This is a genomic window from Mesorhizobium sp. M6A.T.Cr.TU.014.01.1.1 (genome assembly GCF_004022765.1).
GTDB classification, from domain to species: domain Bacteria; phylum Pseudomonadota; class Alphaproteobacteria; order Rhizobiales; family Rhizobiaceae; genus Mesorhizobium; species Mesorhizobium mediterraneum.
In genome coordinates this window covers 1-21939 of sequence record NZ_RZPG01000044.1, presented here as the reverse complement: position 1 = coordinate 21939, position 21939 = coordinate 1, and the positions used below count along the sequence as shown (strand labels likewise).

17 protein-coding genes and 2 pseudogenes are annotated in these 21939 nt (G+C 58.8%); 16 read left to right on the top strand and 3 right to left on the bottom strand.

Annotated elements, in window-relative coordinates:
- The first annotated feature begins 228 nt into the window (after positions 1-228).
- The 14 genes from EN885_RS31610 (at position 229) to EN885_RS33735 (ending at position 16218) form a co-directional block, all read left to right on the top strand.
- Positions 229-1818 (top strand): ABC transporter substrate-binding protein, encoded by a 1590-nt coding sequence (locus tag EN885_RS31610; RefSeq protein ID WP_126063856.1) that lies wholly within the window; start codon positions 229-231, stop codon positions 1816-1818.
- A 22-nt stretch (positions 1819-1840) separates the two neighbouring features.
- Positions 1841-2779 (top strand): ABC transporter permease, encoded by a 939-nt coding sequence (locus EN885_RS31605; RefSeq protein ID WP_126063857.1) that lies wholly within the window; start codon positions 1841-1843, stop codon positions 2777-2779.
- 2 nt (positions 2780-2781) lie between these two features.
- Complete coding sequence (locus tag EN885_RS31600; protein WP_126063858.1) at positions 2782-3678, top strand: ABC transporter permease; 897 nt, start codon at positions 2782-2784, stop codon at positions 3676-3678.
- Complete coding sequence (locus EN885_RS31595; RefSeq protein ID WP_128244142.1) at positions 3675-4691, top strand: ABC transporter ATP-binding protein; 1017 nt, start codon at positions 3675-3677, stop codon at positions 4689-4691. The genes EN885_RS31600 and EN885_RS31595 overlap by 4 nt, the downstream gene beginning before the upstream one ends.
- The gene (locus EN885_RS31590) at positions 4688-5716 is read left to right on the top strand and encodes an ABC transporter ATP-binding protein (protein ID WP_128244143.1); all 1029 of its coding nucleotides are present in this window, start codon (positions 4688-4690) and stop codon (positions 5714-5716) included. Before EN885_RS31595 ends, EN885_RS31590 begins: the two co-directional genes overlap by 4 nt.
- Positions 5717-7084: 1368 nt before the next feature.
- Complete coding sequence (locus EN885_RS31580) at positions 7085-7537, top strand: Lrp/AsnC family transcriptional regulator (protein ID WP_126063862.1); 453 nt, start codon at positions 7085-7087, stop codon at positions 7535-7537.
- 185 nt (positions 7538-7722) lie between these two features.
- Positions 7723-8670 (top strand): aminotransferase class IV, encoded by a 948-nt coding sequence (locus EN885_RS31575; RefSeq protein WP_245456313.1) that lies wholly within the window; start codon positions 7723-7725, stop codon positions 8668-8670.
- Positions 8671-8947: 277 nt separating this feature from the next.
- Positions 8948-10135, top strand: coding sequence for a glycine C-acetyltransferase (locus EN885_RS31570; RefSeq protein ID WP_128244144.1), 1188 nt, complete (start codon positions 8948-8950; stop codon positions 10133-10135).
- A 439-nt stretch (positions 10136-10574) separates the two neighbouring features.
- Complete coding sequence (locus tag EN885_RS31565; RefSeq protein ID WP_128244145.1) at positions 10575-12179, top strand: ABC transporter substrate-binding protein; 1605 nt, start codon at positions 10575-10577, stop codon at positions 12177-12179.
- A 6-nt stretch (positions 12180-12185) separates the two neighbouring features.
- Positions 12186-13127, top strand: a complete 942-nt coding sequence (locus EN885_RS31560; RefSeq protein WP_126063866.1) for an ABC transporter permease — start codon at positions 12186-12188, stop codon at positions 13125-13127.
- Position 13128: 1 nt separating this feature from the next.
- Positions 13129-14010: an ABC transporter permease gene (locus tag EN885_RS31555; protein WP_128244146.1), complete on the top strand. Its 882-nt coding sequence runs from the start codon at positions 13129-13131 to the stop codon at positions 14008-14010.
- 1 nt (position 14011) lies between these two features.
- Positions 14012-15019: an ABC transporter ATP-binding protein gene (locus EN885_RS31550; RefSeq protein ID WP_126063868.1), complete on the top strand. Its 1008-nt coding sequence runs from the start codon at positions 14012-14014 to the stop codon at positions 15017-15019.
- Positions 15016-16026 (top strand): dipeptide ABC transporter ATP-binding protein, encoded by a 1011-nt coding sequence (locus tag EN885_RS31545; RefSeq protein WP_128244147.1) that lies wholly within the window; start codon positions 15016-15018, stop codon positions 16024-16026. The genes EN885_RS31550 and EN885_RS31545 overlap by 4 nt, the downstream gene beginning before the upstream one ends.
- 42 nt (positions 16027-16068) lie before the next feature.
- Complete coding sequence (locus EN885_RS33735) at positions 16069-16218, top strand: hypothetical protein (protein ID WP_164897956.1); 150 nt, start codon at positions 16069-16071, stop codon at positions 16216-16218.
- 119 nt (positions 16219-16337) lie between these two features.
- Here the strand turns inward: EN885_RS33735 and EN885_RS31540 are convergent, their stop codons facing one another.
- Positions 16338-16520 carry an AsnC family transcriptional regulator gene (locus tag EN885_RS31540; RefSeq protein ID WP_128244148.1) on the bottom strand — a complete coding sequence of 61 codons (183 nt, stop codon included), beginning with the start codon at positions 16518-16520 and terminating at the stop codon, positions 16338-16340.
- 212 nt (positions 16521-16732) lie between these two features.
- Positions 16733-16915 (bottom strand): hypothetical protein, encoded by a 183-nt coding sequence (locus EN885_RS31535; protein ID WP_126063870.1) that lies wholly within the window; start codon positions 16913-16915, stop codon positions 16733-16735.
- A gap of 256 nt (positions 16916-17171) precedes the next feature.
- Between EN885_RS31535 and istA the strand changes: the two are divergent.
- Together istA and istB are read left to right on the top strand one after the other, a co-directional pair.
- Positions 17172-18462, top strand: a pseudogene (gene istA / locus EN885_RS31530) (IS21 family transposase).
- Positions 18462-19261, top strand: a pseudogene (gene istB / locus EN885_RS31525) (IS21-like element helper ATPase IstB). Before istA ends, istB begins: the two co-directional pseudogenes overlap by 1 nt.
- A gap of 497 nt (positions 19262-19758) precedes the next feature.
- Here istB and EN885_RS31520 read toward each other — a convergent pair.
- Positions 19759-21171, bottom strand: coding sequence for a CocE/NonD family hydrolase (locus tag EN885_RS31520; RefSeq protein ID WP_281035177.1), 1413 nt, complete (start codon positions 21169-21171; stop codon positions 19759-19761).
- Positions 21172-21939: the final 768 nt, after the last annotated feature.

Sequence of the window (21939 nt, the reverse complement as noted above, 5' to 3'; positions counted from 1 at the left end):
TGAGCTTCCCCAATTATCAGTTAGCTGAGACCGTCTCTGCGCCCAATGTGGCTTCGTTTCGTAGGTTTGAAGTGCTTCTCCGAAGCTGCTGACGTTTCAAACCGTATCGCTTTGTGCACCCCATATTTCAGTAGCCGGCGCATTTTGGAGTAAATCGCTACCCCTCGTGCGTTACGCTCAAGACAACGATGATGCAGGCGGAACCGCTCAAGCAAAAGGGGAACAATAATGACGAACAAAGGAAGCCATATAAGCCGCCGTGCCTTTCTCAAGACCGGTGCAGCGCTAGGCGGAGGCGTTATCGCTGCCGGCATGCCGCTCTCAGACGCCATCTGGGCCGCCGAGGGCAAAGTGCTCAAGGCGCGCTCCGTTCGTGGTGTCAACGTGCTCGATCCAGGCTTCTATCAAGGTGACTCCGATGTCCAGGTGATGCACTGCATCTATTCGAAGCTAACGCGTTACAAGCCGGGCTCCGAATGGAGCTGGGAGCTGGAGGTGGCGGAACAGGTAGAGCAGGTCGACCCAACGCACATCCGCTTCCGCTTGAAGAAAGGCATCATGTTCACCGGCGGTTACGGCGAAATGACCGCCAAGGACGTGAAATTCTCGTTCGAGCGCGTCATCAAGCACAATTCGCCGGTAAAACCTGATTGGGGTTCGCTCGACCGCGTCGAGATTGAGAATGACTACACGGGCGTTATCGTGCTGAAAACGCCCTTCGTGCCGCTCTGGAATCTCGCGCTCCCCTTTGGGGTTGGCCACATCGTTTCCGAGGATGCCGTGATGAAGGCAACTAAGGACGGCGGTGATTTCGGCATGAAGCCGCCCGCTTTCTCTGGCCCGTATGTGCTCGCCGAGTGGAAGCAAAACCAGTATATGCTGTTAACACGGAACCCGGACTGGTCCGGACCAAAGCCAGGGTTCGACGAGATACGCATCGTGCCGATGGAAGACCATAAAACGGCGGAACGCGCCTATCAGGCGGGTGACGTCGACTTCACTCGTATCAGTCTGGATTCGCTGGCGACCTTGAAGAGTAATCCGCTCGCGAACACCAAGTTAGAGCAAAAGGCTTCGCTCGAGTACTTCTGGCTCGGCATGAATATGGAGCACCCGAAGCTGAAAGACATTAACGTCCGCAAGGCGGTTCAATGGGCGATCAATGTGCCACAGATCCTGGATACTGCCTTTGCGGGCCAGGTCAACGTTGCGACAGGCACGATTGCGCCGGGCCTCATAGGGCACCGCCCAAAAACGCTTGTGCCGCCGGAAGGTGATCTCGAGAAGGCAAAGGAGTTCCTCGAAAAGGCCGGTGTCAGTGACCTGGCTTTGACGATCGATTGCCTGAACGACAGCCTTTCTTCGACCATAGCTCAGACGATTCAGGCTCAATTGTCCCAAATCGGCATCGCGGCCGAGGTCAATCTCCGTGACTCCGGCTCGTGGTGGACACTCGGCATGGAGTCTGAGGGCGAGCAATGGAAAAACGTACAACTTATGGTAAACAACTATTCCAGTGCGCCTGACCCCTACGCAGCGACCACCTATTTTATCCAAGACCAGGTTGGCGTGTGGAACTGGGAGCGCTTCCGCAGCGATCGTTTTGATGAGCTAAACGCTAAAGCGGTTACCGTTGAGGATCCCAACGAGCGGGCAAAGCTATACTATGAGATGCAGGATATAATGGAAGATTCCGGCGCCTACCGGTTCCTGACCAATGGTGCGACGCCGATCTTGTCCCGCTCCACGCAGATCAAAGCAGCGACCCGTCCGGACGGGTTCCCCCTGTTTCTGGATTTCAAGCCAGCTTCGGCTTGAGCAATGTGATCGAGCCGGAGCAATGTGGCTCTACCTCCTTAAACGAATCGTCCTCGCGGTCGCAATCACTGTGACCGCGGTGGCGCTTCTGTTTCTGATGATACATGCCGTGCCCGGCGATCCGGCCGCGGCTATGCTCGGCCCGCGCGCAACGCCGGAGATGAAGGAACAGCTCCATCAGCAGATGGGGCTCGACAAGCCGCTTATTGTACAGATCATTATATTTTTCGGTGGACTGCTCCATGGCGATCTCGGTTCTGACGTGTTCAGCCAGAGACCTGTCGCCGACATCGTATTCGAGCAATTGCCCTATACGATTGGCCTGATCCTGATCTCGATTTTATGGGCCGCCGCTGTTGGCGTGCCGCTCGGCTGTTACTCGGCCGTGCGGCGGAATTCCGTGGTTGATCAGGTCGTCGGCGTAATGGCGGTGGCTACAATCGCCATTCCTTCCTTCGTCGTGGCGGTTTACGCACTGCTGATCTTCGCGGTTACTCTCCGCTGGCTGCCGGCGATTGGGGTTGGGAACGGCTTCCGGGACGGGTTGATCCATCTGATCCTGCCGAGCTTCGCCATGGGAATCGGCTGGGTTGGCTACATCTCGCGACTGGTGCGTGCATCCATGCTTGAAGTTCTCGGTGAGAACCACATCCGAATGGCTCGCTCCTTCGGGATTTCGGAGTGGCGCATCGTTGCACGTTACGCATTGCCGCTGGCAATTTTGCCGACCGTGACAATCCTCGGCGTAGGCATTGCTTGGTTACTCTCTACTGCAGTATTTGTGGAGGTGGTCTTCGCAAGGCCTGGCATCGGCGCTCTGATCGTGCAGGCGGTCAATTCCCGCAACTATCCGATCGTCATGGGCGTAGTCCTGGTCACAACGGTCCTGATCGTCATTTCAACGACGCTCTCGGATCTGATCAATGCCGGTCTTGATCCACGAACCCGGGAAAAGTTATAGCCATGGCGAGCATTGAAGCCATTGGCCCAGAAGCCGACGTAGGGCGGCAGAGTGCCAGCGCCTTTCGCGCCTTCCTGCGGCAGTTGCGCAAGAACCGTCTCGGCATGCTGGGCGCAGTGCTCGTCCTGGTCGTGATGGCGAGTGCGATCTTTGCTCCCCTCATCATCACACATGATCCGATCCGCATCATGGTTGGGCCACGTTTGGCAGGACCTTCGCCCGAGTTTCTTCTGGGTACTGACCAACTTGGCCGTGATACCTTTTCCCGTACCATCATGGGCGGCCGCATCCCGCTTCTGGTCGCGTTCGCGTCACTAGGCAGTTCGCTTGTCGTCGGGCTCGTGCTTGGCCTCATCGCCGGGTTCGGGCCGCGCTGGCTCGACAACTTGCTCCTGCTTATCTTCGATACGATCCGCTCGTTTCCCGGCATCATTTTTGCGCTGGCCGTCATCGCGCTCCTGGGGCCAAGTATTGGTAGCGTGATTTTGGTCATCGCAGTAACATCTATGCCGATCTATGCGCGCGTCGTGCGCACCCAAACGCATGCTCTGCGCAACAGTGATTACATCGACGCGGAGCGTAGCATGGGCGCCAGCACGAGGCGCATCCTCTTCGTGCACATGCTGCCAAACGTGATCGGTCCGCTTCTCATTCTTGTGAGCATGGATGTGCCGGCGGTGATCGCAGTGGAAGCAGGTCTCAGCTTTCTCGGCATGGGCGTGCGCCCACCCACACCCGACTGGGGCTCGATCCTGAATGATGGCTATAGCTACATAAATCAGACGGGATGGCTGGTCTTTGCCGGCGGTATTCCAATCGTCATTGCCACACTCGGCTTCACATTCCTTGGCGAAGCACTGCGTGACACATTCGATCCCAAATTGCGGAAAGACCTATGAGAAGCGAGAACCTGACACAGCCGATCTCCGTTCGTCCGGTGCTCGAAGTCTCCGGTCTCAATCTTGATTTCGGCACACCGCGAGGGCGTGTTCACGCCCTGCGCAATGTCTCGCTCGAGGTGGCGCCCGGACAGGTGGTCGGTATTGTTGGGGAAAGCGGATCCGGAAAATCAACGCTAGCCTATTCGGTGATGGGCCTGCTTCCCGAAAATGCTGAGGTTACAGCCGGCAGCATAGTGTTCGAGGGACGCGACCTACTCACACTGTCTTCCCAAGCACGACGGAGTCTGATGGGCGATCGCCTCTCAATCATCTTTCAGGATCCGATGACCGCCCTCAATCCCGTGCGGACAATCGAAAGCCAGATGATCGATATCCAACACCACGAACAAAGAAGCCGCAGCGAAAAACGCGCGCGTGCCATCGACATGCTCAAGCGTGTGGGAATTCCCGATCCGCAAAGCCGGATCAGCGGTCATCCGCATCAGTTCTCCGGTGGCATGCGCCAACGCATCTGCATCGCCATGGCGCTGCTTGTGAAGCCGGTACTCCTCATTGCCGACGAACCCACCACAGCGCTTGATGCAACGCTGGAGGTTCAGATCATTCATCTGCTCAAAGATCTGCAAAGGGAGATCGGTTGCTCGATCCTCTTTGTCTCCCATCATCTCGGCGTCGTGGCCGAACTGTGCGATCACGTTGCCGTCATGTATGCGGGCGAGGTGGTGGAGCAGGGGGCTGTACGGGACATCTTCCATAACCCAGCCCATCCCTACACTCGTGCGTTGCTTGAGTGCGATCCCGGACGGATCAGACAAAGGACGCGCAATTTGCCGACCATTCCAGGAGAGGTACCTAGTCTTTTCGGCAGCAACAAAGGGTGCATCTTTCGCCCGCGGTGCCCTCATGCCTTCGATCGCTGCGTACAGGAGACCCCAGTCGAATACCGAATAGGAGCTGATCAGTTGGCGCGATGCCACATGCTCGACCGAGGACGGGTGCTCGTAGCATGAATGCGCTGCTGCGTGTCCAGGACCTCCGCGTGCGCTTCCGCACAATGGGCCCGCTGAAGGCGCTCGCAACGGGCACGAAAGCACCTTTCATTGATGCAGTGTGCGGTGTTTCCTTTCAAATCCGCAAGGGGGAGACACTTGCCCTCGTCGGTGAAAGCGGCTCGGGCAAGTCCACCATCGCGCGCACCATCATTGGCCTGCAGCCTGCTTTAAGCGGCAGCATCCGTTTCGGGGCACAGGAGCTAATCGGTCTCACAGCGACCGAACGCATGCCTTACCTGCGTCGCATGGCGATGATGTTCCAGGATCCGGTCGGCTCGCTGTCGCCGCGGCTGACCGTGCAGTCGCTTCTCGCGGAGCCCTTCCGCATTCATGGCGTAAGCAATCGGGACGGCGGCGCCGAAGCAGAGCGCCTGTTGCGCATGGTCGGCTTGCCTGCGGATGTTGGCCGCCGCTACCCCCACCAGCTCTCTGGCGGGCAGGCCCGGCGCGTTGGCGTCGCGCGTGCCCTTGCCCTCAATCCAGAACTGATCATCGCCGATGAGCCTACAGCGGGATTGGATGTTTCAGTGCAGGGTGAGGTGCTCAATCTCCTTGCTCGCCTGCAGGATGAACTCGGGATCGCCATCCTCATCATAACGCACAACCTCAATGTGGTCCGCCACATGGCTGATCGTATGGCGATCATGTATCTCGGCCGGGTTGTTGAAACTGGCTCAACCCAACACATTTTCGATTATCCGCGCCATCCTTATACGCAGGCCTTGCTATCGGCGAATCCAGTGCCCGATCCAGATGCGGTTCTCAACCGCATCGAGATAAAGGGCGAGGTGCCGAGCATGCTCAGAAGGCCATCCGGCTGCGAGTTCCACACCCGATGCCAGTACGCGCAGGAAATCTGTAGAGGTGTGTTTCCCGAACCTTCAGCCAGCGGAGACGACGCGGAACATAGCTTCAAATGCCATTTCCCGCTGAAGCACGAATCTGGGCCGCGTTGGGAAAAATCGACCGCTCTCACCAGTTGAACCCGACTGACGGCATGAGTGCGGTTGCGCTCATCGTTTTGCCCATGTTCTGTTCGCTCCAAATCACAAGCACGAGGATCGCTGGAATATACCACGGCGAATCCGGTATGGACTTTGAACATCGGCTCACTTGGCCATTTCCCGTGAACCGTACCGGGGGATGTTCTAAAGTCGACCAACAGCGAAAGTAATCGGCTGAATCGTTGAGCGCCCGAACGCCGGACGCTGCACAATTGGAAACATCGAGATTGTGGCGGTAATGGCGTAGCCTTCCCGCATACGGACAGTTACGCAACGCGGTCGACGAGGCCTTCGACTCTTTGGGACGCGACCTATTCAGAGTTTACGCTTAAGCCCAGGCCGAGGAGCCGGCGCGGCCGCCGGAGGAGAGGGCCAGGATAGTGACAGAGAGCGACGAGGTGGACGAGACGGTTTGTTGCGTGGCACGCCCGGATGAGGCCTTTCCCCGCAGCAATTGTTCACCTGGCGTCGGGCCGCTCGCCGGGCGATTTAGGAGGCAGCGATATCGGAATCATATGTTCGGCGGTGGTGACGCGGCGCCTCCGGAGCCCGCCGCGAAGCGTGCGGCAGAAGACTGGGAAGGGAGAGCCGGCTCGAGACGCTGGTGTGAGCGAACTCGAGATCGGCGGCGTCGCAATGCGGGTGGGTCGTGGGGCGGATTCGAACGCGGTTGCAGCGGTAATCCGCGCGCTGAGGCGACATCGTCATCGGGGCCGACGGGGGCGATCAAGGTCATGGTGGCGACGAAGCCGGTCGACTTCCACAAGGGAGCCGAAGGCTTGGCGGCGCTTATAGGCGAGGCGATTGCCGGATCCGTTTTTGGGCGCGCTTACGTGTTCCGGGCTAACCGGGCCGATCGGACTAAGCCCGCGTACTTCGAGGGCACGGGCATGCATGTTCGCCAATCGGCTGGAGGATGGTAAGTTCTGCTGGCCGGGCGCTACCGATGGAGTCGTGCGCAGCTGCGACGTCCGATCGCAGCACCTTGCACCACCTTCCGGGAGATCTTCAACTCCCGGCAGAACGCCTTGATGACTTCCCCTGCAACCCGTGACAACCGACGGATCTTTGCAATCGTCTCCACAACCAACATCCAAAACACAGATGCCTGCAATCAAGCCGGAGGCATCTTGATGGCCCCACATTAAGGGGTCCCGTTTGGATTAAAATCACTCCTCACTCATTCGCTGAAAAATCGCGCCCTTGTGTCCGATTGAGGCGACGGCTGCCTCTTGCAATCTCCGGGCCGAGATTGATATGCCTATTTCAGTTTGTGGCCAAAAACTGAAACGAACATAGCGGCGGCTGGTGCAATGTCAGAAATTGTAGTCATAGCGGACGTATCCAATGGATGACCTAGATCGAAGGATTCTTACGGTACTGCAAGCCAACAACCGGCTCTCATTTGCAGAACTGGCGGAATTGGCTGGTTCCTCGGCAGCGTCATGCATGCGTCGCGTTAACAAGCTCCGTTCCGATGGCGTGATAATCGCGGATATCTCGCTGGTGGATCCGAAAGCTGTTGGCAAATCGCTTACCGTTATTGTCACGGTAGAGCTAGACCGCGAGCGTCTTGACCTTGTCGACGAGTTCAAACGCGCGATGCGTGCTGCCAAGGAGGTTACCCAATGCTACATGGTCACGGGCGACGCTGACTTCGTCCTGGTTGTGGCGGTCGAGGACGTCGAGGCTTTTGACGTTTTCGTCAAAACGAAGCTCTATACCAACCCCAATGTTCGTAAATTCCGGAGCATGATTGCGCTTGATCGTGTCAAGTTCGAGCCGCGGGTTACGATTTAGCGTTGCGATGAAGTCATCACTTCGGGCCTCCTTTTGAAATTGCCATTGCGTGTCGAGCCCGAGATTGAGCTCTTTAGCCTAAGCATCCGTGCGATGTAGAGCGGCCAGGTTGTGAGTTGCCCGACTGTTCGACGCGGGCAAGTCAACCATCGCGGGTGTAAGGAAAAAAATGAATGGCGTCCTCAATGACACAGCTTCTGTCTGCTCTTCCGACTGTTGATGAGCATCACGTTGATAGGCGTCTCTATCCACACGGAGTCGCGTTCATGGATGGGCAATACCTTCCGATGTCGGAGGCCAAGATCTCCGTTCTCGATTGGGGATTCCTGCACTCTGACGCTACTTATGACACTGTGCACGTCTGGAATGGCAAGTTCTTCCGGTTGGATTTGCATCTTGACCGTTTCTTCGGGGGCGTCGAACGGCTGCGAATGAAGCTGCCCTATGATCGCGAGAAAATAGTGGCGATCCTCAAACATTGCGTCGCTTTGTCTGGCTACAAATCGGCTTACGTCGAGATGATTTGCACGCGCGGTTCATCACCAACATTCAGCCGCGATCCCCGTCAAGCAGAGAATCGCTTCATCGCGTTTGCTGTTCCCTTTGGGTCAGTTGCCAATAAGGAGCAACTGGAAAGAGGCCTGCACGTCGCCATCAGTGAGGCTGTCCGTATTCCGCCTAAATCGGTCGATCCTGCAATCAAGAACTATCATTGGCTCGATCTCGTGAAGGGTCTCTTCGACGCCTATGACATGGGGGCAGAGACGGCGCTGATCCTAGATACGAGCGGGAATATTGCGGAGGGCCCCGGCTTCAATGTGTTTGCTATCAAGGACGGATCCCTGAAGACACCTGCTTTTGGAGTATTGCCGGGCATCACGCGCCGCACTGTCTTCGATCTTTGTGCCGAGATCGGATTGTTGGCCACGGCTGCTGATATCAGTCGTGCCGAAATCCAAAGGGCTGACGAGGTTTTTATCACATCGACCGCCGGCGGCATTATGCCCGTGACGCGTATCGATGACACGGCGATCTCCCATGGGAAGGTCGGACCCATCACCCTCCGACTGATGAATCTTTACTGGCAAAAGCACGATGATCCAGCATGGTCGACTGCTGTTGTCTACCCGTAGCGGCGCGATGCGGTTGGCCGAGCGGCGTGTTCAGCGCTCGACCTGTCGTCAGTTGACGTCTCTCCTGATAGCTTGGGGAGTCGCAGTAGTTCAGGTGGCGTTTAGAGGCAGTCGTGTGCCAGTGGGCTGCTCGGGCACCCATCAGTAAAGATTTGGAAGTACCGATTTTCCGTTGAAATAGCGAAGATCACCGTGCGCCGTTCCACACGGCGTGTCGACCGTGGCGTTTGCCACCGTAGCGTCTGGAGCCAGGAATGCCAATTCACAAGATGGGCCTATGACCGCGAGCTTCATTGGCCATCTGTTGATTGAACTTGAAAGCCTGAAGAAGGCCGGCCTATACAAATCCGAGCGCGTCATCGCCTCGACGCAGGCACGCGAGATCGAGCTCACGGATGGCGGCAAAGTCCTGAATTTCTGCTCCAATAACTACCTCGGGCTTGCCGACGATAAATATCTGCGAGACCTGGCTAAGGATGCGCTCGACCGCTACGGATACGGTATGGCCTCAGTCCGCTTTATCTGCGGCACTCAAGAAGTGCACAAGCTACTCGAGACGCGCATCTCCTCATTTCTCAACACCGAAGATACCATTCTCTATTCATCCTGCTTTGACGCTAATGCCGGTTTGTTCGAAACGCTGCTCGGCGAGGAGGACGCCGTCATTTCCGATGCTCTGAACCATGCTTCTATCATAGACGGCGTTCGGCTCTCAAAGGCCAAGCGCTTCCGCTATGCCAACAATGACATGGCCTCGCTCGAGGAGGAACTGAAGAGGGCCGAAGGCAGCCGTTTCAAGATGATTGCAACAGACGGCGTTTTTTCGATGGACGGCATCATCGCCAATTTGAAAGGCATATGCGATCTAGCGGAGAAGTATGGCGCCATGGTCATGGTGGACGACAGCCATGCCGTTGGCGTCGTCGGCAAGCATGGCCACGGATCGGCCGAACATTGCGATGTCCAGGGTAGGGTGGATATCATCACCGGCACGCTGGGCAAGGCGCTCGGCGGGGCCTCGGGTGGCTACGCGTCAGGCAAGCGCGAGCTCATCGACTGGCTTCGCCAACGCTCGCGGCCATATCTCTTCTCCAATACACTCATGCCCGCCATTGCAGCAGCCTCGCTGAAGGTGTTCGATCTAATCGAGCAAGGCGATAAGCTACGCGAAACTCTCTATACCAATGCTCACCGCTTCCGTTCGAAGATGTCGAAAGCGGGCTTCAGGCTGACTGGTGCGGACCATCCGATCATCCCCGTCCTGCTTGGTGATGCCGCTTTGGCTCAGGCGATGGCGGAACACCTGCTCCAGCGCGGCATATATGTGATCGGATTCTCCTTCCCAGTCGTGCAAAAGGGTCATGCCCGCATTCGGTCCCAGATCTCTGCCGCGCATTCGGAGACCGATATCGACTGCGCGGTCGAGGCTTTCATCGAAGTGGGTAGGGACTTGGGAGTCATCTGACAGTTGCGTTAGCCTAAGTCGATCTGTGCAGCCGGAGCGTTCGGAATTCATTGGCTCATCGATGCTTAACCTAAATGAGGTAGTTGCTCGCCAGCCTCGGTAGCCTAGGGCATCGCCCGCACAGCCTCACCGGTTCCCGTCTGGAGAGGCAATCAGGGCCAGGCCCTCGACCGCCAAGCAGGGGCGCCGACATGCCCGTGGCATGTTTGTCAAAGCAGTCTGGACGGCAGCACGCGTAGCAAACATTCACACTACATCTGGTTCTGCTGCCCTTGTTTCAGCAGCCGACGCGTTTTGGCGCAAACGCTCCTGCCCCGGATGATATCAATTGTTGTCCTTCGACCTATGCACTGTCGGACACGGCCGAATGCTAGCCCATAAACCACAAGGCCCAAAAGCACGAACTGTTCGTGCCACCAATCAATAGGGGAACTTGAACATGACTATGTCTCGACGGGATGTCTTTAAGATGGGCATTGCTGCCGGAACCGCTTTATCAATCCCGTCGGTTCTGCGGGCGCAGACGGCGGCGATCGACGGGCGGACGGTGCGAATGGTGATGGATGATCTCCGAATCTTCGATCCTATCCTATCCACCGACAATATTACCTATGACCATGGCCTGGCGATCTACGACACATTATTCGCAATCGACTCGAAGCTGGTGGCGCAGCCGCAAATGGTAGGGAAGTGGAGTGTCTCTGAGGATAAGAAGACCTATACGTTCGAGCTTCGGGATGGCCTAAGTTTCCACGACGGCAGCCCCGTCACGGCGGGCGACTGTGTGGCCTCGATTCGCCGGTGGGGTCAGGCCGCTTCCGGCGGGCAGCTGATCATGTCGCGGGCCAAGGACGTATCGAAGAAGGATGCCAAGACCTTCACGATCGTGCTCAACGAGCCGCTGGGGCTTTTGATCGATATACTGGCATCCCCGGGCGGTCTCTACTTGCCTATCATGCGCGAGAAGGACGCAAATCGTCCGGCAACCGAGCAGGTGACCTCGAACATCGGGTCAGGACCGTTCAAGTTCAATGAGACCCTTGCCAAGCCGGGTGCGAGCTTCACCTACGACAGAAACGAAAGCTATGTACCGCGCAATGAGCCGCCAGACGGATTCGGCGGCGGCAAGATCGTGAAGGTCGATCGCGCAGTTTGGGAACACATCGCCGATGAGCAGACTGCGGTCGCAGCGTTGCAAGCCGGTGAGTTCGACTTCCTTTATGCGCCACCAGCCGATCTTTACCCGGTGATCGAGAGCGATCCCAATCTTGAACTAACGCTTCTAAATAAGGCTGGTGATGTAAATTTTGTACGTATGAACTTTCTTCACAAGCCGTTCGATAACGTAAACGCACGTCGAGCCATGCTTCACCTCGTCGACCAGGAGGCGTTCTCTCGCATTATGGCGCCCGATCCAAAATATGGCCACACTGCCACTTCGATATTTGGAAATGACACACCGTATTCAAACGACGAGAATACAGGGTGGTACAAAAAAGGCGGCGACCCGGAGAAGGCCAGGCAGCTCTTCCAAGAGGCGGGATATGCTGGCGAAAAGGTCGTTATTCTCCAACCCACGGATTGGGCGCAGGCAGGCAATGCCTCGCAGCTTCTGGCAACGTCGCTGCGAAAGATTGGAGTGAACGCCGAGCTTCGACCAATGGCCTGGGCCGAGCTTGCCGCAAGCCGAGCGAACAAAGGCACAATCGAGAATGGTGGCTGGAATATCTTCATCTCAAACTATCCCAATTACAGCCTCAGCGATCCAATTAGCACTGGCTTTTTGCTCGCAAATGGCGACAAAGCTTGGTACGGCTGGCCTAAGGAAGACCAATATGAGGCGCTTCGGGCCAAATGGGCCGATATCGATACTCTTGCGGAGCGAAAGGCGCTGGCCCGCGAGATGCAGCGGGTTTGGTGGGACTTCGTAGGCTCCGTTCTGTTGTGCCAAACTGTCCGGCCAAACGCGCATCGTAAGACGCTCAACGGCCTCATGAAGGTGCCAGTCCCTTACGTCCCGATGTGGAACATGCAGAAGGTCTAAAGGGCAATGGCTGCCTACGTCCTTCGCAGATTGGTTTCGACCATCGCCGTCATGGTGATGGTCGGGATCTTCGTTTTTCTGCTTCTCAGGCTGGCTCCTGGCGATCCGGCGGCCATCATCGCCGGCAATACGGCAACGCCAGAGATGATCAGCGGCATACGCGAGCAACTGGGACTTAGTCACCCCCTGCCGGTTCAGTTCGTTACTTGGGCTCTCAGCATCCTCCACGGCGACTTCGGGACCTCAATTTTCACGGGGCGACCCGTCCTCCAGCTGATTTCGCAGCGGCTGGAACCGACCATTTGCATTTCGATTCTAACGATGATCCTTTCGGTGACGATTGGGGTCACCTTCGGCGTCCTTGCCGCGTGGCGAGCTGGCGAACTTGTTGATCGGATCCTGATTGCATTCGCGACCCTTGGTTTTTCTGTCCCGGTCTTCGTCATCGGCTATTTTTTCATATATTGGTTCGCTGTCAGCACGCATTGGCTACCCGTCCAAGGATACCAGCCTATCGACCATGGCTTCGGAGCATGGCTTGTACACTTGATACTCCCGACCGTGACTTTGAGCGTTCCCTACATTGCTTTCATAGCTCGGATCGCGCGGGCAAGTATGCTCGAAGTCCTGTCCGAAGATTATATGCGAACGGCCGCTGCCAAGGGCGCTTCGTCACATACCATGTTGTTCCACCATGCCTTGAAGAATGCAGGTGCCCCGATTCTCACCGTGATCGGCCTAAGCTTCGCAGGTCTGATTGGCGGTGTGGTCATCACAGAAACGGTTTTCAACATACCTGGCGTCGGTCGTTTGGTAGTGGATGCGATCAACAACCGCGATTACCCCATCATTCAAGGCGTGCTCATCCTCGTTTCGGGCCTGTACGTCTTAATCAATCTGGCGGTCGATCTTTCTTATACCCTGGTCGATCCTCGCATCCGGTACTGATATGACACTCCTCTCCGCATCAGTTGAAACCGTTTCGAAGGGCCGCCTGCAGCTATCTGAGTTTCCCCGTGTGGCGAGACGGCATCCGCTGATCTTTGTAGGTGGCGGTCTCCTGGCGCTTTTCATCATTCTGGCGCTCGCTGCCCCGCTCTACGCCGGCGATCCACTGAACATGAATCCCTTCGAACGCCTCCAACCGCCGTCCGCGAACTTTTGGTTCGGTACCGATAATCTGGGCCGTGACGTATTTGCCCGAACGATCTTCGGCGCCCGAATCTCACTTATGGTCGGATTGACGTCGGCGGCAGGAGCGGCTCTGGGCGGTCTTCTGATCGGTCTCGTCGCTGGCTACAACCGCGCCTTCGATAATGTCATAATGCGAGTCATGGACGGCCTTATGTCGATCCCGACGATTCTGCTGGCGATCGCTCTTATTTCTCTCACAGGACCCAGCATTGGTACCCTCATCGTCGCCATCACGATCGTCCAGCTGCCAAGCGTTACGCGGCTGGTTCGTTCGGTAGTTATGAGTGTTCAGCAGCGTCCCTATGTAGAAGCGGCGCTTTGCGGCGGTGCTCGCCTGCCGAAAGTGCTGTGGCGTCATCTCCTGCCGAGCACCGTTCCGGCGCTTATGGTGCAGAGTGCCATCGTGTGCGCAGATGCGATTCTGACTGAAGCCGGACTGAGCTTTCTAGGTGTAGGCGTGCCGCCTGAAATTCCTAGTTGGGGCAACATGATCTCAAGTTCTCGCTTGTATCTCGCTATCGCTCCAATGACGGTGTTCGCCCCCGGCATCTGCCTTGCCGCCACGGTCCTTGCCATCAACCTGCTCGGGGATGGCCTGCGCGACCTGTTCGACCCCCGCTCGAAACGGAGGCGCTGACATGCAAATTCATCAGACCACTGGGAATGACGTGCTTCTCGACGTTAGAGGCCTGGAAACCCACTTCTTCGGCGACGAAAGTGTCACTCGCGCGCTGGGCGGCATCAGCTTCCAGGTAAAGAGTGGCGAAACGCTCGGTGTCGTCGGCGAGTCCGGATGCGGCAAGAGCGTCACCGCTCTTTCCATTCTTCGGCTGCTGCCGAAGCTGACGGCCAAGTCCGTCGGCGGCGAGATCTGCTTCCGCGGAAGGGACCTTCTGAAACTTTCCGAACGAGAGATGCGACAGATCCGCGGCAACCGGATCGCCATGATCTTTCAGGAGCCGATGACGAGCCTGAACCCGGTTTACACTATTGGTCACCAGATCGCTGAAGCGGTGCGGATCCACACCAAGGCCTCCCAACCGGAAGCGATGGCGAAGGCACAAGAGTTGCTCCGTCTCGTCCGCATCGGCGATCCCGAGCGTCGGGTTAACAACTATCCCCACGAAATGTCAGGCGGTATGCGCCAGCGTGCCATGATCGCCATGGCCCTCGCGTGCTCACCCGAACTCTTGATTGCCGACGAGCCAACGACCGCGCTTGACGTCACCATTCAGGCGCAGATCCTGCGGCTGATCGTCGATCTGAAAGAGCGGATGGGAACGGCTGTGATGTTCATCACGCATGATCTGGGGGTTGTAGCCGAGACCTGCCAACGCGTGATCGTCATGTATGCCGGCCGGATCGTGGAGCAAGCGAGCGTAATTGATCTGTTCGCGCGCCCCACACACCCCTACACGCTCGGTCTCATGCGGTCAGTGCCCGATCTGCGGCGTGGCCGCCGAGGCCGCCTGCCGGAAATTCCGGGTACCGTGCCTAGCCTTCGCGAGCCGATTATCGGATGCAGTTTCGCTCCTCGTTGTCCATTCGCGATAGCCATTTGCCTCGAAAAGACGCCCGCTATGCTTGATGTTGGGCTTGGCCATGCCGCAGCTTGCTGGCGGGCCGCAGAGGTGGTGAACGCATGAGAGGTCCTCTGCTGAAAGTCGAGAATCTGACCAAGCATTATCCGCTCGGTACAGGAATCCTGAAGAAGACCCTCCCGGTGGTGCGGGCGGTGGAGGATGTCTCCTTCTCGGTCGAGGCGGGGGAGACGCTCTGTATCGTTGGCGAATCCGGCTGCGGCAAGTCCACCGTCGCGCGGCTCCTGATGCGGCTCGCCGAACCGACGGCTGGGCGCGTAATGATCGACGGCACCGACATTGCTGGTCTCAAGAAGCATGCGGTTCGCGCGTGGCGCCGGCGTATGCAGATGGTCTTTCAGGATCCGTACTCATCGCTGAACCCGCGCCTGACCGCCGGACAGATCATCACCGAACCCGTCGAGAATTTTGAACGCCTCAGCCGGAAGCAGCGCAAGGCGCTTGCCGCGGAGCTTCTGCGAAAGGTCGGGATGTCGCCCGAGATGATGGACAGGCTCCCGTCCGAGTTGTCAGGCGGCCAGCGGCAGCGGCTCGGCATTGCGCGGGCACTTGCACTCCAGCCCTCGCTCATCATTGCCGATGAGGCGGTGTCAGCACTCGACGTCTCCGTGCAGGCACAGATATTAAATCTGCTGCTGGATCTCCAGCAGCAGATAGGCATCGCCTATATCTTCATCTCGCATGACCTTAGTGTTGTACAGCATATCGGTCATCGCGTCGCGGTCATGTATTTGGGGCGGATCGTGGAGCTCGCCCCGTGCGATGCGCTCTTCGACAAGCCGGTACACCCCTACACGGAGGCGCTGATCGCTGCAGCCCCGGTTCCGGATCCGACGCGGGTGCGGTTGGAGGTGCCCATGGAGGGCGAGGTGCCAAGCCCCGTCAACCCGCCGAGCGGATGTGCGTTTCACCCGCGCTGCCCGCTCGCAGTCGAGCGTTGCCGCATCGACGTCCCGCCTCTGGTGCCGATGGCCGACGGACGGGTCGTCGCGTGTCATGTGCGCGCTCCGGCCACGGAAATCCCGGCGCCCTTCTTTTTGGCGGCGCACTGAGGTGGCTCAGCCGCCTGCTGAGGGCATTGAACGCGCAAGGAAGTGACGATCACTTCCGCAGTTTGCGGACCGCGCCTGCTGGACACAGTCACCGCCGAGATACGGATTTCGGCGGCGATCTCCCTGCCGGTCGAGCGCCGCCGGCGCAACGCTTCGACCTGCTCGACGGTCGCCTGCGGGGTCGGCCGATGAGATGAGCCACCCACCTGTGCGCCGTACACGGCACCTGCGGCTCATGCGGACAGCCTCATATCCGCCCCTCAGCACCTGGCGCGCAATACGTTCCCTGCCGCGGTATCAGAGGTAAGGGCTTAGCCAAGAGCCTTTGGATTCACCACCGAGATATCCGCAACGATTACGCCAGCCGAACGCAACTTGTTCACTCGACGCATGCACGAGGCGGCCGAAGAACCGACCAGTTTGGCTAGTTCGGCAGAGGAGAGCCGATTGTTCTTCTGGAGTGCCGTAAGGATCTTTCGATCTAGATCGTCCATGGAGTAGGGCCCGCTATGCTTAAGAGCCTTTCAAAATTGCATACCCTCATGCAACATTTATAGCATTTGTTACCCCGATCGTTTGAAATGGATGAGGCACTTCTAGACCAGAAAATGATGACTATCTGCCCGCTTACGGGCCTCCAAAGAGGTTCGCTGGGCGTGCAGAGGCTGAGGTATTTCAAACCACAGCATCCCACCAACCACGTCGACTAGGCGATCTCAGCGATACCGGCCCGCAGCTCTGTGCCGGTGGTTGAAAAACGCGCTTCGCTGAATACCGCCGATGCGAGCTGGGTCTTGCTTTGTGGATGGGCTGTCGGTACGGACGCGATCCGGAGGCCGACGGCGCGGAAAACGCAGAGCAACAATGCCGTGCGCAGCGAGAAATTCATTTCTTTGGTGCGGGCCTTCTTCCTAGACGAGATGCTGCTGCTATCCGGCGCAGGCCTGTCCTCCGTGCGCTCTGGCTCACCATCTACCGAAGAAGACGAATGCCCATGACCCGCCCTGCTTGTGCCCGACCTGGGTGCCCTGGCGCACCAGAAGATCGCGCGTTCGGAACACGAGGGCCGACTGTCGGGCGAATTGAGAAACTGACCCCCTGACGAAATGAAGAACTGACCCCCTCGGTTATGAGAGGAGGCATGGATGACGATTGGGATTTCGGCGATTCCTGCATTGTCGAGAACGATGCAGGGAGAGGAGATGCTTCAGCCTGAAGAGGTGGCAGCGATGCTGCGGCTGCATGAGCTTGGCTGGGGAGCGAAGCGGCTGGCGAAGGAATTCGGGTGCGCGCGCAACACGGTGCGTCGGTATCTGCGCGAAGGCGGGGACTGTTCCGTTTCGCAAGCCTGTGCGGCGGAGCGCGTTTGACGGGCTAGACGATTGGCTGCGGGAGCGCTTCTTCCGCCATGGTGGCAACGCCGATGTGGTGCGCCAGGAACTGGAGAGCGAACAAGGGATCGTCATAGGGCTTCGGTCGGTGGAGCTTCGGGTGCAGGGTTGGCGTCGGGAGTTGAGGGTGCAGAAGCGCGCAACGGTTCGGTTTGAGACGGCGCCGGGACATCAGATGCAGATCGACTTTGGCGACACGCGGGCGTGGATCGGCGGCGAGCGTGTTCGGGTGCACCTGTTTGTGGCAACGCTGGGTTACTCGCGTCGGCTGCATATCCGTCCCTCGCTTCGGGAGCGCCAGGCGGACTGGTTGGAGGGGATGGAAGGAGCCTTCCTTCGCTTCGGCGGGGTTCCAACGGAAGTGCTGTTCGATAATCCGAAGGCGCTGGTCGAACATCACGATGCGGCGACGCGGGAGGTGCGCTTCAATGTGCGGCTGCACGCCTTTGCCCGCTACTGGGGATTTACGCCACGGGCTTGTGCGCCCTACCGGGCGCGTACGAAGGGAAAGGACGAACGCGGGGTCGGCTACGTCAAGCACAATGCGATTGCCGGCCGCCGGTTCGAGAACTGGGCGGCGTTCGAGGCGCATCTGGACCGGTGGACGCGCGAGATTGCCGATCAGCGTGTGCATGGCACGACCGGGGTGGCTCCTGCGGAGCGCTTTGCCGAAGAAGCCATGGCGCTTCGCCCTCTGGGCGGACGGGCGCCGTTCGGGCAACTGCGGGATCTCGTGCGCAAGGTCCAGGCAGACTGCGCAATCGACCTGGACACGAACAGTTACTCGGTTCCCTGGCGGCTGATCGGGGAGAGCGTCCAGGTCGTGGTGCTGGGCGGCCGCGTTATCGTGCGTCATGCGGGCGAGGTGGTGGCGGATCATGCGTTGTGCCGCGGACGTCGCCAACGGATTGTCGAGCGCGCGCATCTTGCCGGCGTGGTCGGCGCTGCTGCGCCGGTGCGATCGGCGCCGGTGGATATCGTTGCGCCTTCCGCTCTGTTGCGGCCGCTGGCCGAATATGAGGCACTGGTGGGAGGCAGCTGGTGATGACGACGGTCGATCACGAGATGCTGTTGGCTCAGCTCGACCGGCTGAAGCTGACCGCGATCCGGGACCAGCTCGATACGCTGCTGGACGAAGCGGCGCGTTCGCAAATGACCTTGCGCGAGGCTTTGGCCTTCCTGGTGACCCGCGAGATCGCGCGGCGCGACGAGCGGCGCATCTCTATGGCAGGCAAGATCGCGCAGTTCCCGTTTGTGCGCGAACTCGATGGCTTCGACTTCGACGCGCAGCCGTCGCTGGATCAGCGCCAAATCCGGGAGCTGGCGACCTGCCGCTGGATTGCCCATGGCGACACGGTCCTGTTCCTTGGACCTCCGGGTACGGGCAAAACACATCTGGCGGTGGCTCTCGGGCGCGAGGCGATCCGGCAGAACCATAGCGTCCAGTTCGTCACGGCGGCCACGCTCGTGGCGATGCTGGCCAAGGCCCATGACGACGGTTCACTCGAAAAGCAACTGACGACCCTGTCGCGGCCGAAACTGCTGATCATCGACGAGCTCGGCTATCTCCCGTTCGAAGCCAATGCCGCACATCTGTTCTTCCAGCTGGTGTCGCAGCGTTATGAGCGGGGATCGATCCTGATCACCTCCAACCGCTCGGTGGGCGAATGGGGCAGCGTGTTTGGCGATCCCGTGGGGCAACGGCGATCCTTGATCGCCTGCTTCATCATTCGACAGTGATAACGATCCGTGGCGACAGCTACCGGCTTCGCGAAAAGCGTCGTTCCGGCCTATTGCAGAAGGCCGGAACGACGCTCGGCACCAACGAAACCGCAAAACAATGAGGGGGTCAAATCTTCAGTTGGCCCAGGGGGTCAAATCCTCACTTCGCTTGACACCGACGCCTGTTGCTCCTCTGGTCGATCTTTTGGACTACATCGGCTGGTGTCGGGCGGCGCAATCGATGAGGCAGTGAGTTGCGGTCCGCGAAGTCCGACAAGACCCTCCGCTTGGTAGCGGACAACCCACTTGCGAACGATCCGCGGGCAGGCGCCTGCGGCTAATGCGACGGCCTTCGGCGTCTGCCCGCCCAACACCGATGCACAATCCGCTCTCGACCAAACACGGTCAGCCGGGGCATTCTTATGGATGTCCATTCGAACCTCCTGGGACTCACTGAAGCTTTGCAACCTCAGCTTCCTCGGTATGGAAAGCTCACAGCCAGTCCTCAAAGGGCTAGCGAGGCATGCTCGACTTCGAATACCCTGCCACCTCCGGTCAAACGCAACACGATCTTGCATGGCCCGACGAGCGCACGCGCTTCATCGGCAGTATGGGCTGCTCACCGCTCAATAATCGGCAAATCGATGTAGCAACCGGCGGGGCCGCGATGGAAATTGAGGTGGGGCGGCGGCCCATCTTCCGGCACCATGGCGAAGTTCGTCTTGTTGCTGCCGGCGAGAGACACTCTCAGGCGATAGCTCGCCGGAAGAAGAGCCGAGATCGGATGCATCGTGAAGGCCAGGGTGGCGGGCTGGCCCGGCGTGAGCGGTTCTCCGTCACGCTTCAAAAAGCTATGCTGCGGCCCAAGGACGCTGAAGGGTGATTCATTCCACACCTTCCGGTGCAGAGCCCGCAGCTGACCTTCCGTAAGATAGAGGGACACCCCGTCCGGCCTTACAGCTTCGAGATAGGCATAGAAGGCGCCGTCCTCGCGTGTCGAGGTGACGTTCAGGTAAACGACGGGATGTCCCGTGATCTCGACGTCATGTGTGAACGGCTCGCTCGTATAGGCGAGGCGGGCAGCATCGAAAGGCCGCCGATCTCCATAATCCACCTTGCCGCCAGCGGCGGTCGTGGTCCACCGGTTGGTGGTGATGTCGCCAAGCTCAGGATCGACCTGGAGCGAGTCGAAGCCGGGCGCGTCAGGCGATGAACTCAGGCGGGAGCCACTTGCCATGTACCATCGGCGGCGGTCGGCAGGGATCGGCCAGGAGCGGGTCGACTTCCACTTGCCCTCCCCAAGAGTATAATAATGGATGATCTTCGCCCGCTCCCGGCCAGCCTTATTGAGGCTGGCTTTCGCGAAGCGGATGTAATTCGCCTCCTGCTCCTTCAAATTTGGCGGGATCGCTTCGCCGGCGGGACGAAGAGGGTCATAGGCATTGTTGCCGCTATGGTCCCACGGCCCGATGATCACGCTCAGCGGATTTGCGACCTGGATGAAGCGACGAATGGAGCCTTCCGCCGTTGCGCTGTCGAACCAGCTGCTCCACGATTGAATAGGGCCGCCCCAGCGAGACACCCTGTCCGCGGCGTCCTGAATGCTGAAGTCGGCCAAGGAGTCAGGCCATACCGAGGGACGATCATCCCTGTAGGTTATCTGCTTGTATCCTTCCGTTTCCGGTGGCACCCCCTCGCGCTGACGCAAGGCCGCCGCCAGATCCGCCTTGCCGCCTGGTCCGACGAGACGCACGCCCGGCGCGCCCGCCTCACCGGCGAGGGTCTTGCGATTACGCTCGGCCGCCCGGTTACTCCAGCCATAGTTCATCACGACATTTGAAAGACCGCCGGGGAAACACGTCGCAAACATATCGTAGTCGACAGCCCGCGGAATGATACCTTTTAGCCCGGGATGATTGCGCTCCGCCATCCAATCCGCCGCGTTGCCGGGACAGGAACGGCCATAGCCGACCACTCGGCCCGTGGACCAGGGCTGCTTGACGATCCAGTCGAGCAGTTCGCCATAGTCCAGGGTGTCCGCGCGCGTACGGAGATGGGGGGTCGCCCGAAGGAGGCGCCTTTGCCGCGCTGATCTCCAACGACAAGCGCAAAGCCGTGCGGCACGAACAGCTCGGTGTTGCGGGGCAGGCGCCCTTCCGCGCTGCGCCAGTAGGGTGTCATCTCAAAAATCACGTCGTGCTTATTCGCGCCGCCGCCCACCGGAAGGACCACGTCCAAGGCGATCTTCACGCCGTCCCGCATCGTCACTAAGTGGAATCATGCCGGCCGATTTTGTACGGCCCCGGAGCTCCGCCTTGAAGATCAAATTGCAAGATCGAATCTCGCATCCCCTGCGCCTCAGCCATCTTCGGCAGCAAAAGCGCCCCGAACCCAGCGCACGCGCTAGTCTGGAGCAGTTGACGACGAGAGATGCTCATGCAGTCCTCCTGAGTTTAGCTAGATATATTCGTCAATGGACCGACCTCCGCCCCCGGAGGGCACTTATCGCCAAAGTCCCGTGCTAACACCTCCGTCTAAATCGGAGGGGTTCTTCGCATGATCAGGTCAGGCCATCCGCTTCCCTCCGAGAATCGCTGAAGCTTCGGCAACGTTTGCTTCCCAGCTCGCTTCGGGTGGACGACCTATTGGATTCGAGCACATTATCGCGGCCCTGAATTATCGGAGCCGCGTTCTCATTGAGAGAGTTGCTGGTCTTGCCTACTTAACGAAGAGCTGGCGGGGTATTTTGGTCAGGGGTTCGTGCCCGGTTTCGGTGACGACAAACGGTTGAGTGATGGTG